Origin of the sequence: Carnobacterium iners, assembly GCF_900177385.1 — a bacterium.
Lineage (GTDB): Bacteria > Bacillota > Bacilli > Lactobacillales > Carnobacteriaceae > Carnobacterium_A > Carnobacterium_A iners.
Window position 1 is genome coordinate 1,253,851 of sequence record NZ_FXBJ01000002.1, and the last position, 24,554, is coordinate 1,278,404.

Genomic DNA, 24,554 nt, shown 5'->3' on the forward strand with positions numbered 1-24,554 from the left:
TGTGGGTTCTATAAAATAAAGGCTATTTAATTAAACGTGTTTAACCAATTTCTTAAGAAGATCTGTACCAAAATGATTTTCTAAATACAATAAGATTTCAGCACTCGCATTGCTATCATCTAGAGCGTGATGGTGATTTTCTAATTGGATGCCTAAATGAGCTGATACCGTATTTAATTTATGATTAGGAATCCCGGTAATTAGTTTACGGCTAGATTGAACGGTGCAAAGTGTTTGGAAATGAGGTTGTTCAATATGGTAATAGTCGAGAGTACCTTGTAAAACACCTCTGTCAAAGGGAACGTTATGGGCAACGATTAATTTATTCTCCTTAAAACAAGGCTTAATATCTTCCCAAACACGGTCAAATCTTGGTGCGTATCGAACATCTTCTGGATGAATACCATGTACTTGAATATTTCGCCATGAGAACTCTGTCTCTGGTTTAATTAAAGTATAGTAGTGATCGACAATCCGGCTATTTTTAACAATCGTTAAAGCAACAGAGCAAGCGCTATGACGTTGGTGACTGGCAGTTTCAAAATCTAATGCAACAAAATTCATGTTTTACCTCCTCGAACAGATAGTCATTTAATAGTATAATCGCTTTCAGTCAAAAAAGCTAATTGCAATAAAATAAAAAGATAAAAAAGAAGTCCAGGCGAATTGAGAAGAACAGTTGATGTTTTCTCAATTCTAACAAGGCTTCTTTTTTTTTTAAGCTTTTTTACGAACGATTAGTTTAGTTATTTCCATTAAAACAACAGATCCAAAGGCTAACCCAGCAGCAATTCTCCAATGTACCCAACCAAAATCAGCAGGGATAGCAAAGAATTCACGAACGCCAGGAAGGACAGTTAAACCATATAAAGAGAAACAGAAAATAACTGCAAGTATAACATAGATATTAGAAAATAATCCTGCTCCGATAGATGTTTGAGAATTAGAACGAGCAGGGAAAGTTTGTAAGGTTCTTGCCAATATCAAAGTAGTAAAGGCCATTGCAACACTTATTTCGTTTGAATAACCTAATCCGATGTATTGCGAAATAATAACGGCAATACCGATTAAAGATCCACGATAAAGAACAGAGACTAGCGTTTCACCGGCGAAGATGCCTTCGTTTGGATCTCTAGGTTTACGCAACATAACATTTGGTTCGCCTTTTTCCATGCCTAAAGCAATCGCTGGAACAGAGTCGTTAACTAGATTAATGAATAAGAGTTGTAAAGCAGTGAATGGGTTTACCCAGTCCATCAATAGCGCAGCAACAATAGCGATAATTGCTCCTAAATTACCGGCAAATAGATAGGCGATGGCTTTTTTTATGTTATCGTAGACATTACGTCCAACTTCAACTGCACTGATAATAGAAACGAAGTTATCATCTGTTAAAACCATAGCAGCAGCATCCTTAGCTACATCTGTTCCACTTCCCATTGCAATACCAATGTCTGCTTGTTTTAAGGCAGGTGCATCGTTAACACCGTCACCCGTCATAGCAGAAACTTTGTCTTTAGTTTGCCAAGCTCGTACAATCCTGATTTTATTTTCAGGAGAAACACGTGCATAAACAGAGATTTTTTCCAATTGTTCATTTAGCTCGTCTTCTGTTAGCGCATCTAGTTCTTGACCGGTTAAAGCAATATCTCCTTCTTGTGAGATACCAATATCACGCGCAATAGCTTGAGCGGTTGTTTTATGGTCCCCAGTAATCATAACTGTCTTAATACCTGCTTTTTTAGCTTGTTCAACAGCTCCATAGACAGCTTCACGAGGAGGGTCAATCATAGCCATAATGCCGACAAGAATTAAATCATTCTCATCTTCAAATTGAATAGTCTGTTCGTCAGCAATCGGTTTATAAGCAAACGCTAAAACTCGTAATGCACGATCTGAGAAAGCTTCGTTTTTATCTTCTATTATTTTTAAACGTTCGTCAGTTAAAGGAACAATTTCTCCATCGATTAAAACTTTTGTACTGCGATCAAAAATAACGTCTGGTCCACCTTTAGTTAACATCATAGATTCATCGTCTATTTTATGAACAGTAGACATCAATTTACGATCAGAGTCAAAAGGCAGTTCAGCAATACGAGGGTGTTTTGTACGTATCTCATCGTAGGGCTGGTTTACTTTATTGCTAAAAGAGACCATAGCGACTTCGGTAGGATCACCTAGCTCTTGTCCTGTTTCGCTGATCGTTGAATCGTTAGCTAAAACAGCAATTTGCATAAGACGTTTTTCATCAAATGTCCATGTTTCTGGTTTGTCATTAAAAGGAGCAGATTGACCGTTTAATAAGAAGTAGTCAACAATAGTCATTTTATTTTGCGTTAAAGTTCCTGTCTTATCGGTACAAATAACGCTCGTTGCACCCAATGTTTCTACAGCTGGTAACTTACGAATAATCGCATGACGTTTAGCCATTTTGTTGGTTCCCATTGAAAGGACAATCGTAACAATCGATTGTAAAGCTTCAGGAATCGCAGCAACAGCAACGGCAACAGCAAACATAAAGGCATTTAATAAGTCTACGCTAAGATTAGCTGTACCACCAAAGTAAATACGGACGGCTTCAATAACAAAAATAAGAATAGAGAGAATTAAAATTCCAATTCCAAGTTGTTTGCTAAATTGATCCAATTTTTTCTGTAATGGCGTTTGTTTTGTCATAGCACTTTCCAATAAATTAGCAACTTGGCCAATTTCAGTTTGATTTCCTGTTGCAGTGATAACAAATACACCACGACCATAGACAACCAGTGTTCCGCTATGAACCATATTAGAACGATCTCCAACTGGAACAACGTTTGAAAGAGTTGCGATATCTTTATCGGCCGGAACAGATTCGCCAGTCAGCATGCCTTCATCAATTTTTAATGAACCAGCTTCGATTAAACGGCCATCAGCAGGTACATAATCTCCTGCATCTAAAATAACGATATCACCAGGTACTAATTGATTAGCAGCTAAAGATATTTTTTCTCCATTTCGAATCACTTTAGCTATCGGAGCAGACATATTTTTTAAAGCATCTAAAGAGCCCTCAGCTTTTTTAGTTTGAACCACACTAACGACTGAATTAATCATTAGAACGGCAAAAATAATAAGAGACTCAACAACCGAACCGATTAAAATTTGAACGACGGCTACAATTAATAAAACGATAACCATTGCATCTTTGAACGTTTCTAGAAAAAGCTTCAAGACTGAATCTTTTTTTACTGATTTTAACTCATTGGTTCCAAATTTTTTAAGGCGACTGTTTACTTCCTCGTCCTTCAATCCATTGGTTGTCGTATTTAATTCTGCTAAGATATCTTTTTGTTCTTTTTGGTAATCTTTCAAGTGGAACACCCCTTAATTTATTATTTTTTTATATAGATGCAGTAAAAAGCGATTTAGATATTGGCTTATCGGTTGAATACTAGCTAACAACCCAACAAATTGTATCTGTTAACCGGTATGAGAATACCTCCTTAAGTTTCTTTTAAGAAAAATGATAAAAAAAGAGACTTATGCAGAATTATCTCTTTGCAGAAACAATGTGCATAAGTCTCACCGTTTAAGACAACACCAGTAAATTTTGCGAATTTACTTGTTGGTGATGTTGCCACAGCCAATGCTGCCGGTTACTCCCTTATGTATGAAAATAGGTAGCTTATCTTTTTTCTTCTTTTACAGTATATAATTTTTTTAAAAATAAAGCAATTAAAACAATCTTTTAGATCTCAATTGTCTATCTAGTTTTATAAAATGAAATAATTTCTTGTGTTCGCTTTCATTTAAATGTATACTTGTTTTAAATATAATGTATAGACAAATAAAATTAAGAAGGAGAGAACAACAATGAAGTATCAATTTCCTGAAAATTTTTGGTGGGGCTCAGCAGCAAGCGGTCCTCAAGCAGAAGGTATTTACGAAGGAGACAAAAAAGGAGAAAGCATTTGGGACCATTGGTATGAAGAAGAACCCGAAAAATTTTTTAATCAAGTAGGACCAGAAAAGACGTCCCGTTTTTATAAAAAATATCAAGAAGATATTCAATTAATGAAGCAAACTGGACACAATAGTTTTAGAACCTCTATCCAATGGAGTCGACTTTTTCCGGATAATACAGGAAAAGTAAATCAAGTAGGCGTAGACTTTTATAATGCCGTTATTGATGAGCTAATTGAAAAGGATATTGAACCGTTTATAAACTTATATCACTTTGATATGCCTATGTGGTTACAAGAAAAAGGTGGTTGGTTGAATCGTAATACAGTAGAGGCTTATACTCTATTCGCTAAGACTTGTTTCGAGTTGTTTGGCGATCGTGTAAAAAAATGGTTTACACACAATGAGCCAATCGTGCCGGTTGAAGGAGGTTACCTTTACCAATTTCATTATCCAAATGAAGTCAATATGAAACATGCGGTCCAAGTAGCATATCATGAGGTTCTTGCAAGTGCAAAAGCAATAAAAATTTACCATGAGATGAAACTTGATGGTGAGATTGGAATTATTTTAAATCTTACACCAAGTTATCCTCGTGATGAAGCGAATCCTGAAGATGTAAAAGCAGCTACTATTGCAGATGCATTCTTTAATCGTTCTTTTCTTGATTCTGCAGTAAAAGGAGAATTTCCAAAAGATCTAGTAGATTTGTTGCGCGCTATCAGTCATCTTCCTGAAACTGAAATAGGTGATTTAGCTATTATCAAAGAAAATACAGTTGATTTACTAGGCGTAAACTATTATCAACCAAGAAGAATCAAAGCAGAAGAGTCTGATGAAAAATTAGCACAAGGACCAATGCCAGATGACTATTTTGATAATTATGTAATGCCAGGACGTAAAATGAATCCCTATCGTGGATGGGAAATTTACGAAAAAGGCATTTACGATATTCTAACGAACTTAAGAGAAAATTATGGGAATATTCGATGTTTCATTTCTGAGAACGGAATGGGTGTTGAAAATGAAGAACGCTATATTAATAAAGAGGGCGTAGTAGAAGACGATTATCGAATTGAGTTTGTTAAAGACCATTTAGCTTATGTCCATCAAGCCCTTCAAGAAGGAAGCAATGTTCAAGGTTACCACATGTGGACGTGCATGGATAACTGGTCATGGATGAATGCTTATAAGAACCGTTATGGTTTTATTTCGGTTGATTTAAATCAAGAAGGAAAGAGAACAATTAAAAAAAGTGGCCACTGGTTTAAAGAAATGACCAGCCAAAATGGATTTTAATAGAATAATAAAGTAAAGCGAAGAAAGATTCCGATTGAGATTATTCTCATACGAATCTTTCTTTTTTCATAAGTTTCTTACCGGTTAGTCATAGGATGGATATAGGAAATAAACGTGTGTAGCACTTAATACTGCCTGTCAAATGGACTGATTAGTTACGATTTTACTGAAATAATGATAATTATAGGATAGAAAAATAAAATGAAACATACCTTAAGCTACGCTCATTTTGTTAAAAGATATGGTTTAGATAATAAAAGACTAGACATTAATTAAATAAAATGGTATTCTTTTTATGTAATCGATTTTAAAAAAAGATAGGTTGACTAAAACTAGGCCAGTTATCAGTCAGTAATAAATTAAAGAAAAGAGGACAAATCAATGAATGAGTTTATTGATAAGTTAGGTGAAAAATTACTTCCTATTGCCGGGAAACTTGGTGAAAACCGTTACCTTAAAGTTCTACGTGATGCGTTTATGCTTGCTTTCCCTATTACCATGTTTGGATCAATTGTAGTTGTATTAAATAACTTGCCATTTTTTAGTGATGCAACAAAAGGTACTTTAGGAAACTTATTTGGAAATGGACAAAATGCGACGATGTCAATTATGACGATTTTTGTTACCTTTGGTATTGGATATTACTTAAGCAAATCCTACGATGTTGAAGGTATCTTTGGTGGAGCAGTTTCACTAGCTTCTTACTTAATTTTGACACCGTTCTCAATGTTAAGTGAGTCAGGAGAAGTAATACCCGGTGTATTAGCATTAGATCGTTTAGGTGCAAAAGGCATGTTTATCGGTATGATTGCAGCATTTGTTGCTGGAGAAATTTACACACGAATGGTTAAAAGAGGATTTATCATCAAAATGCCTGAAGGCGTTCCGCCAGCAGTTGCAAATTCATTTGCAGCCTTATTACCTGCTATTATTACTTTAACAACTTTCTTATTACTTAATGCAGTAGTAGTTGGTTTCTTTGATACAAACTTACATGATCCTGAATAATTCATAGCTTTTCTAAAAATACTAATCGATGTTGATTTTACAGCGTTTAAACTAATTTGCTTTATCACCCATTAGGTGATGAAAAAAGAACCCCTTTCTGCTATGGTTATATCATCACAACCAACCAATAGAAAGGGGTTCTCTCAATGATTACTTTACAAGAAAAAGCAATGAAATTCAATAACCATTTATAAGTCTCTCATACAGGTGGTCGTTTATCGAGTGATTCAGGATTAATTTTAGTTGATGAATTAATGGATACTTTTCATTTTGAAGAATTGTCAAAAAAACTCATTTCATATAATGAAAATCGTCGCTATTGGAAACACACTAACCATAAAATTTTAAAACAACTAATTCTTCAACTAATTGCTGGCTATAAAGCTGATTCGTCTGCGACTATCTTACAGTATGATCCAGTATTACAAACTCTATCACAAGAAGAGTGTTTGGCTTCTCAACCGACTATCTCTCGGTTTCTTGATCGCATTACAGACCAAACGATTAATGATTTACAAACCTTTAATCAAACATTAATTGACCAAGCGAGATTTGTTCGCAATGATATGAATATGATTATTGATTTGGATTCTACACACTCTGATACCTTCGGTATTCAGGAACAAACAGATTATAATGCCCACTATCGAACAAACGGTTATCATCCATTAGTCGCATTCGATGGATTAACGGGCGATTTTTTAAAAGCTAAACTTCGTTCAGGAAATTAATACACGTCTAAAGGAGTTAAAGAGTTTCTTGAACCGTTATTAGATCATTATAATCAAGCAATCCCTACGACAGATATTTTAGTGCGTGGAGATAGTGGATTTGCAACACCTGATATTTATGAGTTATGCGAAGAATATGGGTCAAACTTTGTCATTCGCCTAAAACATAATAATAATTTATACCGATTAGCAGAAGAGTTTGTGTATTACGACGATAATTATCCTTGGAATGAAAAAGAAGAATACTATTATTCCGTTTCCTATCAAGCAGCGTCTTGGTCTAAACCGCGTAGAGTATGCATTCAATCCATTCGAGAAATGGGTGAATTACTTTTCAAGCATACGTTTATTGTCACAAATTTTTCAGAAAATATTTCATCAAAACAAGTTTTTAAGACGTATAAAAAGCGTGGTGCTATGGAAAACTACATTAAAGAAGCAAAAAATGGTTTCTATTTTGATAAGACAGATAGCCCTAAATTTATTGAAAATCATGCACGTATGATGATAAGTGTCCTTGCATACAACCTAATCAATTTTTTGCGTACAACTTGTTTTGATAAAAATTATAAAGGACTTCAAATTAATACGATTCGTCTTCGCTTATTCAAAGTAGCTGGCAAACTAGTGAGTACTGCGAGAGAAATGTATCTAAAAATTTCTAGTTCGCATGTTTATCAAGCGGAGTTTTATGCCGTCTTTAATCGAATCCAAAGGATTCGGCATTATATTTAAAAACTCCTTAATTTTTTTTAAAAAAACCAATCAAAACCAAGGACCAACTATGCCCAAAATTCGTACTTTCTTAATGAGAAACCAATAAATAAATGAATTAAGTACCAAAAAGTAAAACTATTAAACGTTAATTTGAAAAAAATTTGAAAAAAGTGTGTTAATTGATTAAAAACAACAAAAAATTAAAGGTATGAATTATTCAGGATGATGTTGTTTACACTGCTATTCAACAACCTCTTACAGCTCTTGGTAGTGGATTACCGGCTACATTGATTGCAGTATTCTTAGTTCAATTCCTGTGGTTCTTCGGACTACATGGTCAAATTATTGTTAACTCAGTAATGGACCCTATTTGGAATACGTTAGCTTTAGAAAATCTTGATGCTTATAGAGTTGGTGAAACTTTACCACATATTGTAACTAAACCATTTATGGAAATTTATACTGTTGGTATGGGTGGATCAGGAAGTACACTGATTGTTGTGTTACTATTAGCTTTTGTTATGAAGAGTAGACAAAATAAAGATATTGGTCGCTTAGCTCTAGGGCCTGCAATTTTCAATGTAAATGAGCCTTTGATTTTCGGTATGCCTCTAGTATTAAATGCTTCAATATTTATCCCTTGGATTTTAGCTCCATTAGCAACTACGGCCTTTAACTATTTTGTAATGGCTGCAGGAATATTCCCAGTCCCAACAGGGGTATTGGTCCCATGGACAGTACCTGTTATTATTAATGGCATCATGGCTACAAGTTCATTTATGGGCGGGTTACTTCAAGTAATAGATATGGCTCTTATCGGAGTTATTCGGTTCCCATTCTTAAAATTAGTTGATCGTGCTAACTTAAATCAAATAAAAATGAGTGAACCTGAAAAAGGTTAATAAAAAAACAAACAACTAATCAAAAGGTTAGTTGTTTGTTTTTTAATTCTTGGTCTCTAAAATAAGGTGTTTTACTCTAGACCTTTAACAAAGCAGTGACCCTTGTCATCGGGATAGGAGTGACTGTTGTTTGGTAATTTTACAGCTAGTTCTTACTTTAGACTGCTATAGCGGTTTTTTATTTTATGATACGTTCTAAGGTGATTTCTTACAGCTAAATGACGATTGATAGTTTCTATTATCCTCTTGAAATATAGGTGTATAATATGTTCGATTACCGCTGCCATTTTCTAAAAAAGCCTCTTCCTTTCACAACACCCTCACTAAGAACTTCGCGGGTAAATAGGTGTCATTTGAAGTTTAAAGTAGTCAAGCGCTTCAATATGAATCACTACTGTTATAATATTGATGACTGGTTTAGCTTTTAATTGACAAACAGAAGTGCTCCTAATGAAGTGTTCCTAATATAGTGAATGGTTATTAACCCAAACCCAAAGAAATGGCTGTATTTTGTTGTGTTCTGTTACATCAATTTTTATAGATAAATAGTCTTTATTCTTAAGAAAAGTAGGAGACGTGGTCAAATTAATAAAATATCGTAAATTTCAAGTAGGCATCCGATTATGTATAAAGAACAGCAGATTTTTTACTTTTAGTTATGATCTGTTTCGTTTTTTAGTGTTATAAAATTTTTTTAGTTCATTCAATTGATTAAACCGAAAAAATATTTTTGGAATGAATAAAACCCCTAAAATAAATAAGAATACTCTTTGAAAAGACTAGTCTTTTCAAGCGGTATAAGGTATGATAAACGTTATGTAAGAGGAGGTACGAAAATGGTAAAATATGAAGCCATCGCTAATGAGATGAGACAGCGAATATTAACAGGTACGTACCCTATTGAATCCCTTATCCCGGATCAAATTAGTTTAGCCAAAGAGTTTAGAGTCAGTCGGATGACAATGAAAAAAGCCTTAGATATTCTTGCAATGGAGGGTCTTATTTACCGACAGCGTGGGTCAGGTACATTTGTAATGAAAACAGCCCTATTAAATCAACAAGACTCAGCTGTAAATGAATATGAAGGATTAACCAAACAGTTGAGTGGAAAAAAAGTCACGAGTAAAGTAATTGAATTCAATGTAGAATTCCCTTCAGAAGAGATAATGAAACATTTAATGATTAAAAAAAAGCAACCCGTTTATAAATTAGTCAGATTGCGAGTAGTGGATGGTAATCCTTATGTCTTGGAGCATACATATATGCCAGTTGACTTAGCAGTAGGATTAACGGAAGAAATTTTAGAACAATCTATTTATCGCTACATCCATGAAGAGCTAGATTTACATTTTGGTGGTGCGTTTAGAAAAATTCACGCAGATAAGTCCTCTCATTACGATCAAGAGTACCTCAATTGTAAAATAGATGATCCAATATTAGAAGTAGAACAAGTCGTTTATTTGAAAGATGGACGTCCATTTGAGTATTCTCGGAGTCGCCATCGTTACGATACACGAAGCTATACCATATCAGATATTAATAGAAATAACTAATACTCGAAAGCATCCTAACCTATGTTCAGTAGGATTAAGATGCTTTATCTCTTTTATTTTAGAATCAATTCTACAGGACAATGATCTGAACCCATAATTTCTGAGTGGATTTTTACATCGGATAGCTGACTTTCAAGCCGATTGGAAATACAAAAGTAATCAATTCTCCAACCAGCATTGTTTTTACGAGCATAGAACCGATAGCTTCACCATGAAAAAGCACCTTCTTCACTAGGGTAAAAATAACGAAACGTATCTATAAAACCTCTATCAAGTAAAGCAGTAAAATTAGCTCGTTCTTTATTTGTAAATCCTGGGCTCTTATGATTGGTTTTCCAGTTTTTTAAATCAATGTTTTTGTGAGCAACATTTAAATCGCCACAAAAGATAACAGGTTTTTCTTGATCTAATTTAGCTAGATAATCAGAAAAATCTTGATCCCATTTCATTCGGTAGTCTAAACGAGCTAAATCGTTTTTTGAATTAGGTGTGTAACAAGTGACAACATAGTATTCAGAATAGGTGAGAGTGATGACTCGTCCCTCATTGTCGTGTTCTTCTTTGTTGATTCCATAAGATACACTAATTGGTTCATGTTTAGTAAAAATAGCCGTTCCAGAATACCCCTTTTTTTCAGCATAATTCCAGTAACTATAGTAACCAGGTAAGTCTAAGTCAATTTGGCCTTCTTGTAACTTTGTTTCTTGCAAACAAAAAAAATCTGCATTAAGTTCGTCGAAGATATCAATAAATCCTTTTTTTACAACGGCACGTAAACCATTTACATTCCATGAAATAAATTTCATCAGAAATAAACCCCTTTCGTCCAAATGTTTTAGTTTTATTGTACAGGAAGGAATAAAAATAGTAAATTTAGGTAGCAGATAAAATGAAAAAAATCACTAGTGTTGCATGAAACATTATGTATTTCACAAATTTGTTTATATTATTCCAATATGCAAAAAAGTCCTTTATACTGAACTCAGATGACTCATCCAAGACCAATAAAAAGGACCTAACACATGGATAAGTATAAAACAAATTCTGCTTTTAATAAATGGTTTTCTTCCATTAAGCTAAATCTTTTACCAAGCCCTATTCAAAAAAAGATTGTTGACTTTGATAAATACCATAAGAAACTTAGTTTCTTCCAAGCTCTTCAACTTTTTCTTCATGGAATCAATGACGAAAAAGAAAGTCTTAGAGAGATGGATGCGGCTTTTGTTTCGAAAGAACTTCAAAAAGAAATGGGTATGACTAGTATCAGTTATTCTCAGCTCTCTAGAACTCTCTCAAAAATAGATTCAGAGATTCTTTTAGCCATTTTTAGTCAGCTAGTTAGTCAGGCTAAAAATAAAAGGCCCGTAACGAAACGAAATAGTCTCTACCTAATTGATTCTTCGACGTTTTCACTTAACCAAAACCTTTATCAATGGGCTGATTTTCGTAAAACAAAATCAGGAGTTAAGCTTCACTTAAAACTCTGCTTTATGGATAATGACCATCTTTACCCAGATGAATTTACACTGACTAACGCCGTCGAGCACGATACAAATCAGTTAGAAGTATTGGTTAATCAACCTGAAGCGACTTATGTGTTTGATCGCGGTTACCTTGATTTTGAACGATTAGATACGATGCACTCGCAGGGCTACTTCTTTGTGACAAGAATCAAAAAGAATACAAAAGTTCATGTTTTAGAACCATTAGTAGCTTTCAAGAGTGAGTCCGTTATCAGCGACCAAATGGTCGCATTAGGTGCTCAGAACCATCTAACGTCCAGATTTCGTTTAGTAACCGTTCAAGACAAAAAGGGGAAAACTCTCCAGTTTATTACCAATCGTTTTGACTGCTCCTCTACTGACATTGCAGAAATGTACAAAGCACGTTGGCAAATAGAGCTGTTTTTCAAGCATATTAAACAACATATGACGATTAAAAAGTTTTTTTCGAGAAGTGAAAAAGGGGTTGTCAATCAGCTGATTTTAGCCATGATTGCCAGTTTATTAACCTATTTGATTAAGTTAAAAACAAAAAGTAAACAGTCTGTTTTCCAAATCAAACGATTTTTTCGTTATCTGTTATTTCAACCGGCAGAAGAATGGTTTAATCTTTTGATACCGACTTAGACCCTTAAAGAAAGGGTGTCCGTTGGTAATGGAATCAGTTGAATAAGCAAAATTTTCTGGAAATAGTCATCTTTTGCGTAAGCACTCCCTTTTTTTGCCTTTTTTCAGAAAAACAAGAAATGAGGTCAAATTAAGCTATGTTTATGCAACACTAGTGGAAAAAAATATAAAAATAATAATCAGAAATGAGGAACAAAGATGTTAAAAATTGGTATAATTGGATTAGGTAGCATTGCACGAAAAGCTTATTTACCTGTTGATATGGAAATGCAAGATAAAGTAGAATGGCATCTTTATACTCGTAACCAGAACAAACTTCAAGCGATTGGAACCCAATACAACAATACGAATCTCCATTCTTCTATAGAATCCCTTATTGAGAGTGGGATAGAGGCGGCTTTTGTTCATACAGCTACACATACACATGCCAAAATCGTTAAGCAGCTAATCGAAAATGGTATTCATGTTTACGTAGATAAGCCGATTAGTGAAGACTTAGAAGAAGTGGAAGAGTTGATTCAATTAGCCAAGCAAAAGCAAGTTTTACTTACAGTCGGTTTTAATCGACGATTTGCTCCAATGATTCAAAAATTAAAAGATATTCCAGATAAAAATATGATTTTTATTCAAAAAACAAAACCAAATAGTACTGGAACGGTTAAATTCGCTATTTATGATATGTTTATTCATGTGTTAGATACGGCTTTATTCCTATTAGACAGTCCTATTATTGATATATCTTTTAGTGTGAATGAAAAAGACGGAGAATTAAAAAATTCTGTAGTCAATCTGACTACAGAAAAAACTGTTTGTATTGCATCGATGAATTATGTTTCTGGTGCGAACTACGAATCTGCTGAGGTTCATTCTCCTACCGGGATGCATCGCGTTATCAACTTAACAGACTATTCTAGCGATATAAACGGTATACAGACTACACAAATGTTTGGCGATTGGGAACCAACGCTAGAAAAAAGAGGGTTTGCACCTTTAATTCGTTTGTTTTTAGCAGCGGTCGAGTCAGGTATTAATCCAGTTTCAACCCAAACGACTTTATTATCCCATCAATTGTGTGATAAGATTGTTAAAATTAAGAAATAAAAATTAACTAAAAAAATTTACGTAAAAAAATGAATTGCAGTAGACTGTAAAAAATAAAATAAACGAATCCATTGAGAAGAATCCATTCAGAATCATCCCTTGCTGTTAGAATAATCTACTAATAGGCTTTACTTTTCTATTAATGAGTCTATAATACATTTGTGCGTCTAAGATTTTTGAGAAAGAGGTTGCCTTTATGTTATCTGATAAATTTAGAAAACTATCGATATCGACTCGAATAGCTTTCAGTTTTGCTTTTGTTATTTTTATTGGTTCATTATTATTAAGTTTACCCATCAGTACAGCGGTTACTTCGCAAAATACGTACTTTGATAACTTATTTACAGCTGTTTCTTTAACATGTGTTACAGGATTATCTACTACCCCAATATCTGAATCGTATACTATTTTTGGACAAGTTATCTGTATTATTTTAATGCAAATAGGTGGACTTGGACTGATGACAATCATTGCAACTATTTTGATGAGGCTAGGTAAAAAAATTAGTTACACGGATACGATGGCAGTAAAAGAAGCTTTAAATAGAGAAAAGCTAGGCGATTTCAAAACATATGTATTATCGATATTCAAATACACACTAGTCATTGAAGGAATCGGCATGTTTTTGTTAGCACTGCGTTTTGTTCCTGATTTTGGGTGGGCTAAAGGCTTATTTACCTCTTTATTTTTAGCTGTTTCAGGTTTTTGTAATGCTGGATTTGATAATATGGGAGCGATTAGTCTTCAAAATTATGTTCATGATCCTTTGGTGACGTCAGTTATTGCAACACTAATTATTTTAGGCGGAATTGGATTTTCTGTTTGGTTTGATGTGACATTTAATGTGTATTCTATTATTAAAAATAAAAAGAAATTAGGATTTAAAAAAATGTATCGCTTGCTGAGACCTCATACACGTTTAGCGATTAATATGTCGGTTATTTTATTAGTTGCAGGAACAATTATGTTTATGGTGGTGGAATGGAATAACGCTTCTTCAATTGGAAATTATACAGTTCCTCAAAAAATTATGGTTTCTTTTTTTCAATCTGTGACGATGAGAACAGCTGGTTTTGCAACGATTGATTACGCAACTGTTTTACCATTCTCGTTATTATTTTCTATCTTCTTAATGTTTATTGGTGGGTCCCCTGGTGGTGCAGCTGGAGGAATAAAAACAACAACCTTTGCATTGGTCGTCTTATTAGTCATAAATGAAATAAGAGGTCAAAACAATGTTAACTACGCAAGCCACTCTATTCCGGTAGAAACAATTCGTAGAGCAATCGTAGTCGTCTTTACTTTTTTTGCTTGCTTAATGACAGGCTTTAGCGTCTTGCTAATTGTTGAAGAACAACCGTTTGTCATTTTATTGTTCGAAGCAGTTTCAGCACTTGGTACAGTTGGAGTGAGCGTTAATTTAACGCCAGAACTATCAAGAATTGGTCAAACTGTTTTGATGTTCTTAATGTTTATTGGACGAATAGGTCCAATTACAATTTTTTTAAGTCTTGTCAGAAGAAAAGGAAAAAGAAAAGAACGAGTTTATGCTAAAACAAATATTTTAATTGGATAGGAGAAAATGAATATGCCCATAAAAACAATTGGTGTATTAGGATTAGGTATATTTGGTTCTTCCATTGCTAAAGAATTAAGTGAATTTGATTGCGAAGTAATCGCCGTCGATATAGATGTTAGCAATATTAATAGAATAGAACCTTTTGTAACAGAAGCGATACAAGGAGATATTACAGATTTAGAGTTTTTAAAAAATATTGGACTTGAAAATTGTGATGTTGTTGTCGTAGCAACAGGAACAAGTCTTGAATCAAGCGTTTTGGCAGTGATGAATTGCAAAAAATTAAATATTGATAGAATTATTGCGAAAGCTAAAAATAAAATGTTTATGGAAGTTTTAACCGCTGTTGGGGCAACAACAGTAGTCCGTCCGGAAAAAGAAATGGGAGAAAGAGTAGCTAAAAGCTTGCTAAGACGAAACATTACAGATATTGTTGACTTAGATGAGCAATACGCTGTAATTGAATTTTACCCACCTATAAAATGGGTTGGACGTTCTTTAGAAGAATTAGATCTGCGAAAGCGATATGAGATGAACATTATTGGCATTAGAAAAAAAACAATCAGAAAGCTAGATGTTTCATTTGGTCCGGATTACGTTATTCAAAATAATGATATCATAGTAGGAATAGCAGAATCTGAAATATTCGAACGGTACGACTACCTTAATAAACTAAGATAATAAATTAAAAAGAGTACGAAAGAAAAAAGCTGAAGTTATTTAATTATCTTTAGCTGAGGATCTAAGAATGGTGTGAGGAAAAGTATAAAAAATTTTCAAATACTGAGTCGGCATGTTAGAATATTGAAAAGCAAATTAATTTTGAGGGGTCATTATGTAATGCTAATAACAAGAATGAAAGAAAAATTTCCTGATTCAATCATAAAAGAAAAAGAACCTTTGTCTCTTTACACTTACACAAAAACTGGCGGACCGGCAGATATATTAGTATTGCCTCAAGAAAAATCTGAGGTAGTTGAGTTAGTGGAATGGATTAACGAGAATAACTTGTCTTTAACAGTTTTAGGTAACGCCAGTAACTTGATTGTGAAAGATGGTGGGATACATGGTGTGGTAATGGTTTTGACTGAAATGAAGGCTATTTCTATTTCAAAAACACATATTGTTGCACAAAGTGGAGCGCGCTTGATTGACACGTCTTATGCGGCGTTAGATGCGGAGTTAACAGGTTTAGAATTTGCCTGTGGTATACCTGGCAGTATTGGTGGAGCAGTCTTTATGAATGCTGGTGCCTATGGAGGCGAAGTTAGTGAAGTAATTGATATGGTAACGATTTTAACTCGTTCCGGTGAAGTAAAAGAATTGAAAAACAAAGATCTTGAATTTCGTTACCGCCATAGTGCAATACAAGAGACGCGAGATATTGTTTTAGAAGTAGAGTTTCACTTAGAAAAGGGTAAAGCGAGTGAAATCAAAGAACGGATAGAGGAATTAACTTTTTTACGTAAAGCTAAACAACCCTTAGAATACCCGTCCTGTGGAAGTGTATTTAAGCGCCCAACGGGCTATTTTACAGGGAAATTAATCCAAGAAGCAGGATTACAAGGTAAGATATACGGGGGTGCTCAGATTTCAGAGAAGCATGCGGGCTTTATTGTGAATATTAACCATGCTACAGCAACGGACTATATAGAATTAATTGCTCATGTACAAAAAACTATTTTAGAAAGTACAGGTATTGAACTTGTACCAGAAGTTCGTATCATAGGTGAAAATATCCTTTAATAATAAACTAATAGCTAAAAAAATCAAAAACAGAATTTATTTTCTGGTTTTGATTTTTTTATTGATTTTAGTTTGATAAAAACTATAATTAGAAGGTATGAGTAAAAGCATTCGTTGGTGCTAATCTACTAAAAGGCAAAACAATAAAGAGATAACGTTATGCCTAATCTTTTGTGAGAAAGAAAAAATATGGAATAGAGCTTATTTTTATTTTTTTCAACAAATGGCTTTAAAAAGACAAGCGATAGATACTTTAAATAAAATGATGAAAATAAAGCTATTTACAAAAGGAGTATTAAAAATGACAGAAAATATCATTATCCGTTTTGAACATGTAAAAAAGCAATACGATGACGACGAGCCGGTATTAAAAAATATTAATTTTGAAATTGAACAAGGTAAATTTTATACGTTACTCGGACCATCAGGTTGTGGGAAAACAACCATTTTACGATTAATTGCAGGATTTACTGAAGCAAATGAAGGAACCATTACTTTAGATGGGAAAGTTGTCAATGATTTGCCAGCTAATAAGCGTAAGGTAAACACTGTTTTTCAAGATTATGCTTTATTTCCACATATGAATGTTTATGAAAATATTGCTTTTGGGTTGCGGATTAAAAAGATAAATAATAAAACAATTAAAGAAAAAGTTGAAATGGTATTAAAGATGGTTCGTTTATCAGGTTATGAAAATCGCGATATTAGTGAAATGTCCGGTGGTCAACGTCAACGTGTAGCGATTGCGCGCGCGTTAGTTAATGAACCTGAAGTTTTATTGTTAGATGAACCGTTATCTGCATTAGATTTGAAATTAAGAACAGATATGCAATACGAGTTGCGTGAGTTACAACGTCGACTGGGTATCACATTTGTTTTTGTTACACATGACCAAGAAGAAGCACTAGCGATGAGTGATGAAATCTTTGTGATGAAAGACGGAGAAATCGTACAAAGTGGAACACCTGTTGATGTATACGATGAGCCAATTAACCGGTATGTTGCTGATTTTATTGGAGAAAGCAATATCGTTAAAGGGCATATGATTGAAGATTACCTTGTTTCTATTGTAGGGCATTCACTCGAGTGTGTGGACGCTGGAATGAAACCTCATGAAAAAGTTGAAGTGGTTTTACGTCCAGAGGATCTAGGTTTAACGACTGTTGAAAAAGGAAAGATTACCATTAAAGTAAATACACAGCTTTTTAGAGGGGTCCATTATGAAATTATTGGACATGATCGCGAAAACAATGAATGGATGGTTCATTCAACTAAAAAGGCAACAGTTGGAAGTGAAGTAGGGCTATATTTTGAACCTGAAGACATACACGTGATGCGCTTTGGAGAATCAGAGCAAGAATTCGATGCACGTCTAGAAAGCTATGAAGAGGAGTAAGGAGGACAAAAAATGACGAAACAATCAAAATTATTTTATTTTATACCTTATAGTTTGTGGCTGATATTTTTTGTCGCTACCCCTTTACTATTAATTTTTTATCAATCTTTTTTTACAGTCGAAGGACAGTTTACACTAGCAAATTACCAAACGTATTTTGAATCAGGTACTTATTTAAGAATGACAGTAAACTCAGTTTGGTATGCTTTTTTAATAACGATTTTGACCTTGCTGATTAGCTATCCAACAGCCTATTTATTAAATAAAACAAAACATAAGCAATTATGGCTATTGCTAATTATTTTACCCACTTGGATAAACCTATTGCTAAAAGCTTATGCTTTCATTGGGATTTTTAGTATTAATGGCTCGGTAAATGATTTTTTAATGTTTATTGGAATTGGCAGACAACAAATCTTATTTACCGATGTTAGTTTCTTATTAGTAGCAACGTATATTGAAATTCCATTCATGATTTTACCTATCTTTAATGCATTAGAAGAACTAAACCCATCATATGAACGAGCTAGTCGTGATTTAGGAGCCAATGGACTAGATACATTTAGACGGGTAGTCTTTCCTTTGACTTTAAATGGTGTTAAAAGTGGGATTCAAGCTGTATTTATTCCGTCTTTGTCTTTATTTATGTTAACTCGTTTAATTGGTGGAAACCGAGTTATTACCTTAGGTACAGCTATTGAACAACACTTTCTTGTTACACAAGACTGGGGTATGGGTTCAACAATTGGAGTTGTCTTAATTGTTGCGATGCTTTTAATTATGGTTTTAACTGGTGAAAAGAAAAAGAAAGAGAGGAGACGTAAATGAAAAAGAAATCGATTAAGTGGTCTAATTTTTATTTGATTGCTGTTTTTATTGTTCTTTATGCTCCTATATTTTATTTGATTTTCTATTCCTTTAACTCAGGAGGAACGATGACTAGTTTTGAGGGATTTACTTTGGACAATTATTTAGCTGTTTTTGAAGATACACGTCTAATTACGATTGTACTAAATACGTTACTTGTTGCTTTACTTTCTTCATTAGTCGCAACAACTATTGGAACCTTCGGAGCTTTAGCTATTTATTATACAAAAAAAAGACAAACGCGTACGACATTACTTAGTTTGAATAATGTCTTAATGGTCTCGCCAGACGTTATTATCGGTGCCAGTTTTCTGATTCTATTTACGTTTATTGGTTTCAGTTTAGGATTTGCATCGGTTTTACTTTCGCATATTGCGTTTAGTATTCCAATTGTCGTTTTAATGGTTTTACCTAAATTAAAAGAAATGAATGATACGATGATTATGGCTGCCCGTGATTTAGGTGCTAATAATTGGCAAGTTTTAAGTAAAGTTATTTTGCCAAGCATCACTCCGGGTATCTTAGCAGGATTCTTCATGGCTTTTACCTATTCATTAGATGATTTTGCAGTAACCTTTTTTGTAACAGGAAATGGTTTTACAACACTAGCTGTTGAGATTTACTCTAGAGCAAGACAAGGAGTGAGTTTAGAAATTAATGCATTAAGCGCATTAATGTTCTTGTTCTCTCTTTTACTAGTTGTCGGTTATTATTTTATCCAACAACACAATCTATCGAAAAAACAAAAAAACAAAAAGCGATTAGCAGCTGAGGCGGTGCCGATTAGATGAAAAGAGTACTAATTATTATTATTTCAATTTTAGCCGTCAGTATGGGGTTGTATGTTTCTGTTGATCAATTGAGTAAATCACAAGGCATTACGTCAGACAATACTCTGAATTTTTATAACTGGGGAGATTACCTTGACCCAAAATTAATCACTAAATTTGAAAAAGAAACAGATTATCGTGTGTCTTATGAAACTTTTGATTCAAACGAAGCGATGTATACTAAAATTGAACAAGGGGGAACAGCTTATGATTTAGCTGTTCCTAGTGAGTATATGATTCAGCGGATGATTAAAGAAAATATGGTAGTCAAATTAGATCACAGTAAAATTAAAGGCTTAGAAAATATAAATGAGTTATTTTTAGATCAATCCTTTGATCCCAAAAATGCGTATTCGATTCCATATTTCTGGGGGACACTAGGCATTATCTACAATGATAAATTTATAGATAAAAAAGATATAAAGCACTGGGATGACCTTTGGAGACCAACATTAAAAAACGAAGTCATGTTGATTGATGGAGCTAGAGAAGTAATGGGCTTATCTTTAAATAGTTTGGGCTATTCACTAAATACAAAAAATAAAAAGGAACTAAAAGCAGCAGCAGATAAATTAAATACTTTGACACCTAATGTTAAAGCTATTGTGGCAGATGAAATTAAAATGTATATGATTCAAGAAGAAAGTTCCGTAGCCGTAACCTTTTCTGGAGAAGCAGCAGAAATGTTAGATCAAAATGAGAACTTGCATTATGTCATCCCGGAAGAGGGCTCTAATCTTTGGTTTGATAATCTTATCATTCCTAAAACGGCAAAAAATAAAGAAGCGGCCTATGCTTTTATTAATTTCATGCTTGAGCCAGTAAATGCTGCTCAAAATGCTGAATATATTGGGTACTCAACACCAAATGAAGCGGCAAAAAAACAATTGCCAATAGAGATAACAGAAGATGAACAGTTTTATCCTAGTGCTCAGACATTAGAAAATCTAGAAGTCTATGATGATTTAGGCAAAGAGTTTATTGGTGTGTACAACGATTTATTTTTAGAATTTAAAATGTACCGTAAATAAGATGAAATAGCGATGATTTAAACAAGTGTGTTCTTAGTATGGTACACTGCCTGTTGACGTTACTTAACCAAATGAACTAAAACCATTAAGTGAATGAAAAAGATTTTGAATAAATAGATGGATTTGTTCAAAATAATGAACGGGAGCAAAGTGAAATAATGATAAATGAGTCGGCAGAAGAGTTATGGGAAAATTTCAAACTTCAAAATTCTACATTACCAAATCATTACGATTTAATGACTTTTGGAGATACCAAAGATAGAGCAAATCATTCTGCAGCATTAATTTTAGAAGGATTAAAGACAGCAAAAACAACGTTGTTGCTAGAATATCAAAGAAAAGAAAAATCCGTCCCTCAAGAAGGAAGCTATTGGATGATTCTAGATGGCAACGAACAAGCTATCGGAATAGCGCAACTATTAAAAGTATCTATCTTAGCATTTGATCAAGTATCGGCTGAAGTGGCTTATGAAGAAGGCGAAGGAGACTGTACTTTAACTGGTTGGCAAGAGCTATACCAAGATTATTTTGAAAAACAATGCAAAGAGGAACACTGGCATTTCTCTACAAAGATAGAAGTCGTTTGTATCCAATTTGAGTTTGTTTATGCCGCATAAAACTTTTTTTAAAAAAATATTTAAGTGTCAAGCGAAAGTTAAAATGTCCTAAAACCAAGGGTCACATTAATGCAAGCTTTTACTTCGCAAAAGCTTGCATTAATGTGACCGAATTTGTTAAAATTAGTCTTAAGCTGTTTGTTCAGCTTCATACTCTTCGAGTGTTTTTCCGACACTACGAAGATATCTTTTGAAAGACTCTAGTTTCCACGGGTGAGATTGTGGGGGAATATACTGGCGTCTTTCTTTTTTTTGCTCTGGAATCGAATCAAATTCTTGTGAGTAGTAGTCATGTTCTTTCAGTCTCCTTGGCGTGTATATTTTTTCAGCTATATTTACATAGATATTTCCATTAAACGCTTCGATAATTAGCACCTTTGATTTTCGCGTAAAGTATTTATCTTCACTACCTTCCGTAGGCAGGTAATAGCTATTTTGATAACGAATATGATGCCCACTATCCACTTTTCTATTAGCTACTCGTGCTAATAATAAATTGATTTCTGATTTAGTTGGTGCATTTTCATAGATGGATTCCTTCGTTTTATTACCAAACTTCTTATTAAAAGTTCTAACCCATTTTATTAAAAAGTGATTGGCTTCCTCCATAGACTGTATTCCAGCTAATTCTAAATCTACAGGAAGTCGCGATTGAACAGTCCCGTTTAAACGCTCTACACGGCCCTTAGCTTGTGGTATAGACGTGGTATTAACCTCAATACCGAGTTGATGACAGGCAAAACCAAACTGGGTAAATGTATCTTCTTCAACCGCTCTCATGGCTTTTGATGTGTATTCAAAAACAGTTCGTTTATCTGTTAAAAAAGCTAAGGGGATGCCTTGTTTCGTTAGGATTTGATTGAGCACATGATAATAGCCCTTGAGTGTTTCTTGCGTATCGAAATAAGCCCCAACGATGTTACCAGAAGCGTCATCAATAGCTAAATGAAGATGTGCCACATCTTTACCAAACCAGTTATAGGAGCTGGCATCCATTTGAATAAGCTCCCCCTGATATTTCTTTCTAGGACGGCTAGGATGGCTTTTTTCGGGTAACTCCATTTGATCTTCTGCTCTTGGAACCAGTGGGTTCTCAACCTCTTTTTTTCCTTTCATTGATTTAGCTTTGATTCGAGCTTTTATTTTCTTACGCGTTTTTCTTTGAGTTTTAGGTGATAGAATATGAGCTTGATATAAAATACGGCGAATAGTCGTATCAGTGTAACAGATGTCATGATCTTCCTTCAAAATTTCAGTAAAATGCTTCACGTTAGGTTTTATCTTAAAACTTTGATAGAGCTCAATTACTTGTTTTTTTGTTTCCTTAGGCACGGCGTGCTTAGCTATTTTTCCTCTATTACCGTGTGAAAAAACACCTTTTCCTCCTTCTTGATATTCTTGAATTAATCTGTTGACTTGCCTCATCGAGAGCCCAAGTTCAATACAAGCTCTCTTTTTGTCCTTTCTTTTTTCTGCCACAGCTTTTATTGCTTTATATTTCTTATCTTCATTCATCGTTAGTAGGATCCTTTCATTAGTTTATTTTATCATTTTGGGACATTTTATGCTTCGACCTACTTAGGACATTATCACGTTCGAACGATAAAAACTTTTTTTAAAAAAATATTTAAGTTGACAGAGCTGGCTTAAACATATAAAATTGAAATTAATAAAATATCGGTACCTTTAAAATCAGTCCAGAGAGGCTGACAAGGTTTGCACTGTCTATTGAGGCAGTGTTGTACTGCTGTACGTATACGCAGACTCCTTGTCGTTTTTTGACAAGGGGTCTTTTTGTATGTGCAGGTACTGGTGAATAATAAGGAGGAGTAAAATGGAAAACACTCAGCAAGATAAGGATTATTCATTAGCAAAAGTAAAAAAAGAGGATAAAAAGGGATTTTGGTCTATGCTTTTTATCATGTTAGGCTTTACGTTTTTTTCCGCAAGTATGTTAACAGGTGGAACTCTTGGAGCTGGACTGTCCTTTAAAGACTTCGTGATAGCTGTGTTCATTGGAAATTTGATCCTAGGTATTTACACAGGATTTCTTGCTTTTATCAGTTCGGGTACAGGATTATCTACTCATTTACTAGCAAAATACTCTTTTGGAGAAAAAGGTTCTTACCTAGTTTCATTTCTTTTAGGAGTGACACAAGTTGGTTGGTTTGGAGTAGGAATCGCAATGATTGCTCTGCCCGTTCATAAAGTAACAGGGATAAGCATTCCACTTTTAGTCATTAGTGCTGGAATTGCAATGACAACCTCTGCTTTTTTTGGAATGAAAACTCTTGCAATTATTAGTTTCATTTCTGTACCGGCTATTGCCTTATTAGGGGGTAAGTCGGTTATAGACGCAATTCAATCTGCAGGTGGGATGAAAGAGATTTTGTCTCTTACACCAACCAATCCCATTACAATGGGCACAGCTATATCATTAACAATAGGTTCGTTCGTTAGTGGAGGCTCAACAACAGCAGACTTTACTCGATTTGCGAAATCTCAAAAAATCAGTGTTGTTACAACGGTCTTAGCTTTCTTTGTTGGAAACTCACTGATGTTCTTGTTTGGAGCCATTGGAGCAATGGTTACGGGCTTATCAGATGTTTCAGAAGTCATGTTCTCACAAGGCTTAATTATTCCAGCTATCGTCGTATTAGGATTAAATATCTGGACAACAAATGATAATGCAATCTATACAGCAGGACTTGGTTTTTCTAATATTACAAAACAACCAAAGAAAAAGATCGTCCTGATTTTAGGACTTCTTGGGACACTATCTTCTCTCTTCTTATACAACAATTTTCAAGTATTCTTAGGTTCGCTAGGCACATTCATTCCACCAGTTGGCGGGATTTTGATTGCAGATTATTTCTTGCATGATAAAGAAAGATACAAGCATTTTGATACGCAAGAGTTTAGAAACGTAAACGTTCATGCCTTATTGGCAACCGCGATAGGATCACTAGCTGCACTTTATGTGCCGGGAATCGCAGCTATTAATGGTATTTTTGTAGCTATAGCAACTTATACCGTTTTGGTTAAAGTGATGAAGCCATCTCAAGTGGCATTAAAAATGGAAAGCTTAACCAATGAAATCAGTTGA

General features: G+C 34.2%; 16 protein-coding genes and 4 pseudogenes. 16 read left to right on the forward strand and 4 right to left on the reverse strand.

What is annotated here, in order from left to right; translation table 11 throughout:
* Nucleotides 1-30: 30 nt before the first annotated feature.
* Both B9Y54_RS06155 and B9Y54_RS06160 read right to left on the reverse strand, forming a co-directional pair.
* Nucleotides 31-564, reverse strand: coding sequence for a 3'-5' exonuclease (locus B9Y54_RS06155; RefSeq protein WP_085559451.1), 534 nt, complete (start codon nucleotides 562-564; stop codon nucleotides 31-33).
* 153 nt (nucleotides 565-717) lie between these two features.
* Nucleotides 718-3,351 carry a cation-translocating P-type ATPase gene (locus B9Y54_RS06160; RefSeq protein WP_085559452.1) on the reverse strand — a complete coding sequence of 878 codons (2,634 nt, stop codon included), beginning with the start codon at nucleotides 3,349-3,351 and terminating at the stop codon, nucleotides 718-720.
* A 501-nt stretch (nucleotides 3,352-3,852) separates the two neighbouring features.
* Between B9Y54_RS06160 and B9Y54_RS06165 the strand changes: the two genes are divergently transcribed.
* The 5 genes and pseudogenes from B9Y54_RS06165 to B9Y54_RS06185 all read left to right on the forward strand — a co-directional run bounded on the left by B9Y54_RS06165 (nucleotide 3,853) and on the right by B9Y54_RS06185 (nucleotide 10,152).
* Nucleotides 3,853-5,241 (forward strand): glycoside hydrolase family 1 protein, encoded by a 1,389-nt coding sequence (locus B9Y54_RS06165; RefSeq protein ID WP_085559453.1) that lies wholly within the window; start codon nucleotides 3,853-3,855, stop codon nucleotides 5,239-5,241.
* Nucleotides 5,242-5,622: 381 nt separating this feature from the next.
* A pseudogene (locus B9Y54_RS06170) lies at nucleotides 5,623-6,240 on the forward strand (PTS transporter subunit EIIC); the annotation flags it as partial.
* Between the two features lie 155 nt (nucleotides 6,241-6,395).
* Nucleotides 6,396-7,715, forward strand: a pseudogene (locus B9Y54_RS06175) (IS1380 family transposase).
* A gap of 206 nt (nucleotides 7,716-7,921) precedes the next feature.
* A pseudogene (locus B9Y54_RS06180) lies at nucleotides 7,922-8,599 on the forward strand (PTS transporter subunit EIIC); the annotation flags it as partial.
* An 836-nt stretch (nucleotides 8,600-9,435) separates the two neighbouring features.
* The gene (locus tag B9Y54_RS06185; protein WP_085559454.1) at nucleotides 9,436-10,152 is read left to right on the forward strand and encodes a GntR family transcriptional regulator; all 717 of its coding nucleotides are present in this window, start codon (nucleotides 9,436-9,438) and stop codon (nucleotides 10,150-10,152) included.
* Between the two features lie 53 nt (nucleotides 10,153-10,205).
* On the opposite strand, the pseudogene B9Y54_RS06190 reads toward B9Y54_RS06185, so the two are convergent.
* A pseudogene (locus B9Y54_RS06190) lies at nucleotides 10,206-10,958 on the reverse strand (exodeoxyribonuclease III).
* A 216-nt stretch (nucleotides 10,959-11,174) separates the two neighbouring features.
* On the opposite strand from B9Y54_RS06190, the gene B9Y54_RS06195 reads away from it, so the two are divergent.
* From B9Y54_RS06195 to B9Y54_RS06240, 10 genes are all read left to right on the forward strand, one after another.
* Entirely contained in the window at nucleotides 11,175-12,281 is a 1,107-nt protein-coding gene (locus B9Y54_RS06195) for an IS4 family transposase (RefSeq protein WP_085558865.1), read from the forward strand.
* A gap of 198 nt (nucleotides 12,282-12,479) precedes the next feature.
* Nucleotides 12,480-13,382, forward strand: a complete 903-nt coding sequence (locus tag B9Y54_RS06200) for a Gfo/Idh/MocA family protein (RefSeq protein ID WP_085559455.1) — start codon at nucleotides 12,480-12,482, stop codon at nucleotides 13,380-13,382.
* Nucleotides 13,383-13,578: 196 nt separating this feature from the next.
* On the forward strand, nucleotides 13,579-14,958 hold the full coding sequence (locus tag B9Y54_RS06205; RefSeq protein WP_085559456.1) for a TrkH family potassium uptake protein: 1,380 nt from the start codon (nucleotides 13,579-13,581) through the stop codon (nucleotides 14,956-14,958).
* 12 nt (nucleotides 14,959-14,970) lie between these two features.
* Nucleotides 14,971-15,642 carry a potassium channel family protein gene (locus B9Y54_RS06210; RefSeq protein WP_085559457.1) on the forward strand — a complete coding sequence of 224 codons (672 nt, stop codon included), beginning with the start codon at nucleotides 14,971-14,973 and terminating at the stop codon, nucleotides 15,640-15,642.
* Nucleotides 15,643-15,801: 159 nt separating this feature from the next.
* Nucleotides 15,802-16,707, forward strand: coding sequence for a UDP-N-acetylmuramate dehydrogenase (gene murB, locus B9Y54_RS06215; protein ID WP_085559458.1), 906 nt, complete (start codon nucleotides 15,802-15,804; stop codon nucleotides 16,705-16,707).
* Nucleotides 16,708-17,008: 301 nt separating this feature from the next.
* Nucleotides 17,009-18,103, forward strand: a complete 1,095-nt coding sequence (locus B9Y54_RS06220) for an ABC transporter ATP-binding protein (RefSeq protein WP_085559459.1) — start codon at nucleotides 17,009-17,011, stop codon at nucleotides 18,101-18,103.
* A 12-nt stretch (nucleotides 18,104-18,115) separates the two neighbouring features.
* Entirely contained in the window at nucleotides 18,116-18,931 is an 816-nt protein-coding gene (locus tag B9Y54_RS06225) for an ABC transporter permease (RefSeq protein ID WP_085559460.1), read from the forward strand.
* The gene (locus B9Y54_RS06230; RefSeq protein ID WP_085559461.1) at nucleotides 18,928-19,761 is read left to right on the forward strand and encodes an ABC transporter permease; all 834 of its coding nucleotides are present in this window, start codon (nucleotides 18,928-18,930) and stop codon (nucleotides 19,759-19,761) included. Before B9Y54_RS06225 ends, B9Y54_RS06230 begins: the two co-directional genes overlap by 4 nt.
* Complete coding sequence (locus B9Y54_RS06235; RefSeq protein WP_085559462.1) at nucleotides 19,758-20,831, forward strand: ABC transporter substrate-binding protein; 1,074 nt, start codon at nucleotides 19,758-19,760, stop codon at nucleotides 20,829-20,831. The genes B9Y54_RS06230 and B9Y54_RS06235 overlap by 4 nt, the downstream gene beginning before the upstream one ends.
* A gap of 158 nt (nucleotides 20,832-20,989) precedes the next feature.
* Entirely contained in the window at nucleotides 20,990-21,448 is a 459-nt protein-coding gene (locus tag B9Y54_RS06240) for an ASCH domain-containing protein (RefSeq protein ID WP_085559463.1), read from the forward strand.
* 129 nt (nucleotides 21,449-21,577) lie between these two features.
* On the opposite strand, the gene B9Y54_RS06245 is transcribed toward B9Y54_RS06240, so the two are convergent.
* Nucleotides 21,578-22,963 carry an ISNCY family transposase gene (locus B9Y54_RS06245; protein ID WP_085559464.1) on the reverse strand — a complete coding sequence of 462 codons (1,386 nt, stop codon included), beginning with the start codon at nucleotides 22,961-22,963 and terminating at the stop codon, nucleotides 21,578-21,580.
* Nucleotides 22,964-23,282: 319 nt separating this feature from the next.
* On the opposite strand from B9Y54_RS06245, the gene codB reads away from it, so the two are divergent.
* Nucleotides 23,283-24,554: a cytosine permease gene (gene codB, locus B9Y54_RS06250; protein ID WP_085559465.1), complete on the forward strand. Its 1,272-nt coding sequence runs from the start codon at nucleotides 23,283-23,285 to the stop codon at nucleotides 24,552-24,554.

Coding starts and splice junctions, on each gene's coding strand:
- B9Y54_RS06155 (WP_085559451.1), bottom strand. CDS start 564: ATGAATTTTGTTGCATTAGATTTTGAAACTGCCAGTCACCAACGTCAT.
- B9Y54_RS06165 (WP_085559453.1), top strand. CDS start 3,853: ATGAAGTATCAATTTCCTGAAAATTTTTGGTGGGGCTCAGCAGCAAGC.
- B9Y54_RS06185 (WP_085559454.1), top strand. CDS start 9,436: ATGGTAAAATATGAAGCCATCGCTAATGAGATGAGACAGCGAATATTA.
- B9Y54_RS06195 (WP_085558865.1), top strand. CDS start 11,175: ATGGATAAGTATAAAACAAATTCTGCTTTTAATAAATGGTTTTCTTCC.
- B9Y54_RS06200 (WP_085559455.1), top strand. CDS start 12,480: ATGTTAAAAATTGGTATAATTGGATTAGGTAGCATTGCACGAAAAGCT.
- B9Y54_RS06205 (WP_085559456.1), top strand. CDS start 13,579: ATGTTATCTGATAAATTTAGAAAACTATCGATATCGACTCGAATAGCT.
- B9Y54_RS06210 (WP_085559457.1), top strand. CDS start 14,971: ATGCCCATAAAAACAATTGGTGTATTAGGATTAGGTATATTTGGTTCT.
- murB (WP_085559458.1), top strand. CDS start 15,802: ATGCTAATAACAAGAATGAAAGAAAAATTTCCTGATTCAATCATAAAA.
- B9Y54_RS06220 (WP_085559459.1), top strand. CDS start 17,009: ATGACAGAAAATATCATTATCCGTTTTGAACATGTAAAAAAGCAATAC.
- B9Y54_RS06225 (WP_085559460.1), top strand. CDS start 18,116: ATGACGAAACAATCAAAATTATTTTATTTTATACCTTATAGTTTGTGG.
- B9Y54_RS06230 (WP_085559461.1), top strand. CDS start 18,928: ATGAAAAAGAAATCGATTAAGTGGTCTAATTTTTATTTGATTGCTGTT.
- B9Y54_RS06235 (WP_085559462.1), top strand. CDS start 19,758: ATGAAAAGAGTACTAATTATTATTATTTCAATTTTAGCCGTCAGTATG.
- B9Y54_RS06240 (WP_085559463.1), top strand. CDS start 20,990: ATGATAAATGAGTCGGCAGAAGAGTTATGGGAAAATTTCAAACTTCAA.
- B9Y54_RS06245 (WP_085559464.1), bottom strand. CDS start 22,963: ATGAATGAAGATAAGAAATATAAAGCAATAAAAGCTGTGGCAGAAAAA.
- codB (WP_085559465.1), top strand. CDS start 23,283: ATGGAAAACACTCAGCAAGATAAGGATTATTCATTAGCAAAAGTAAAA.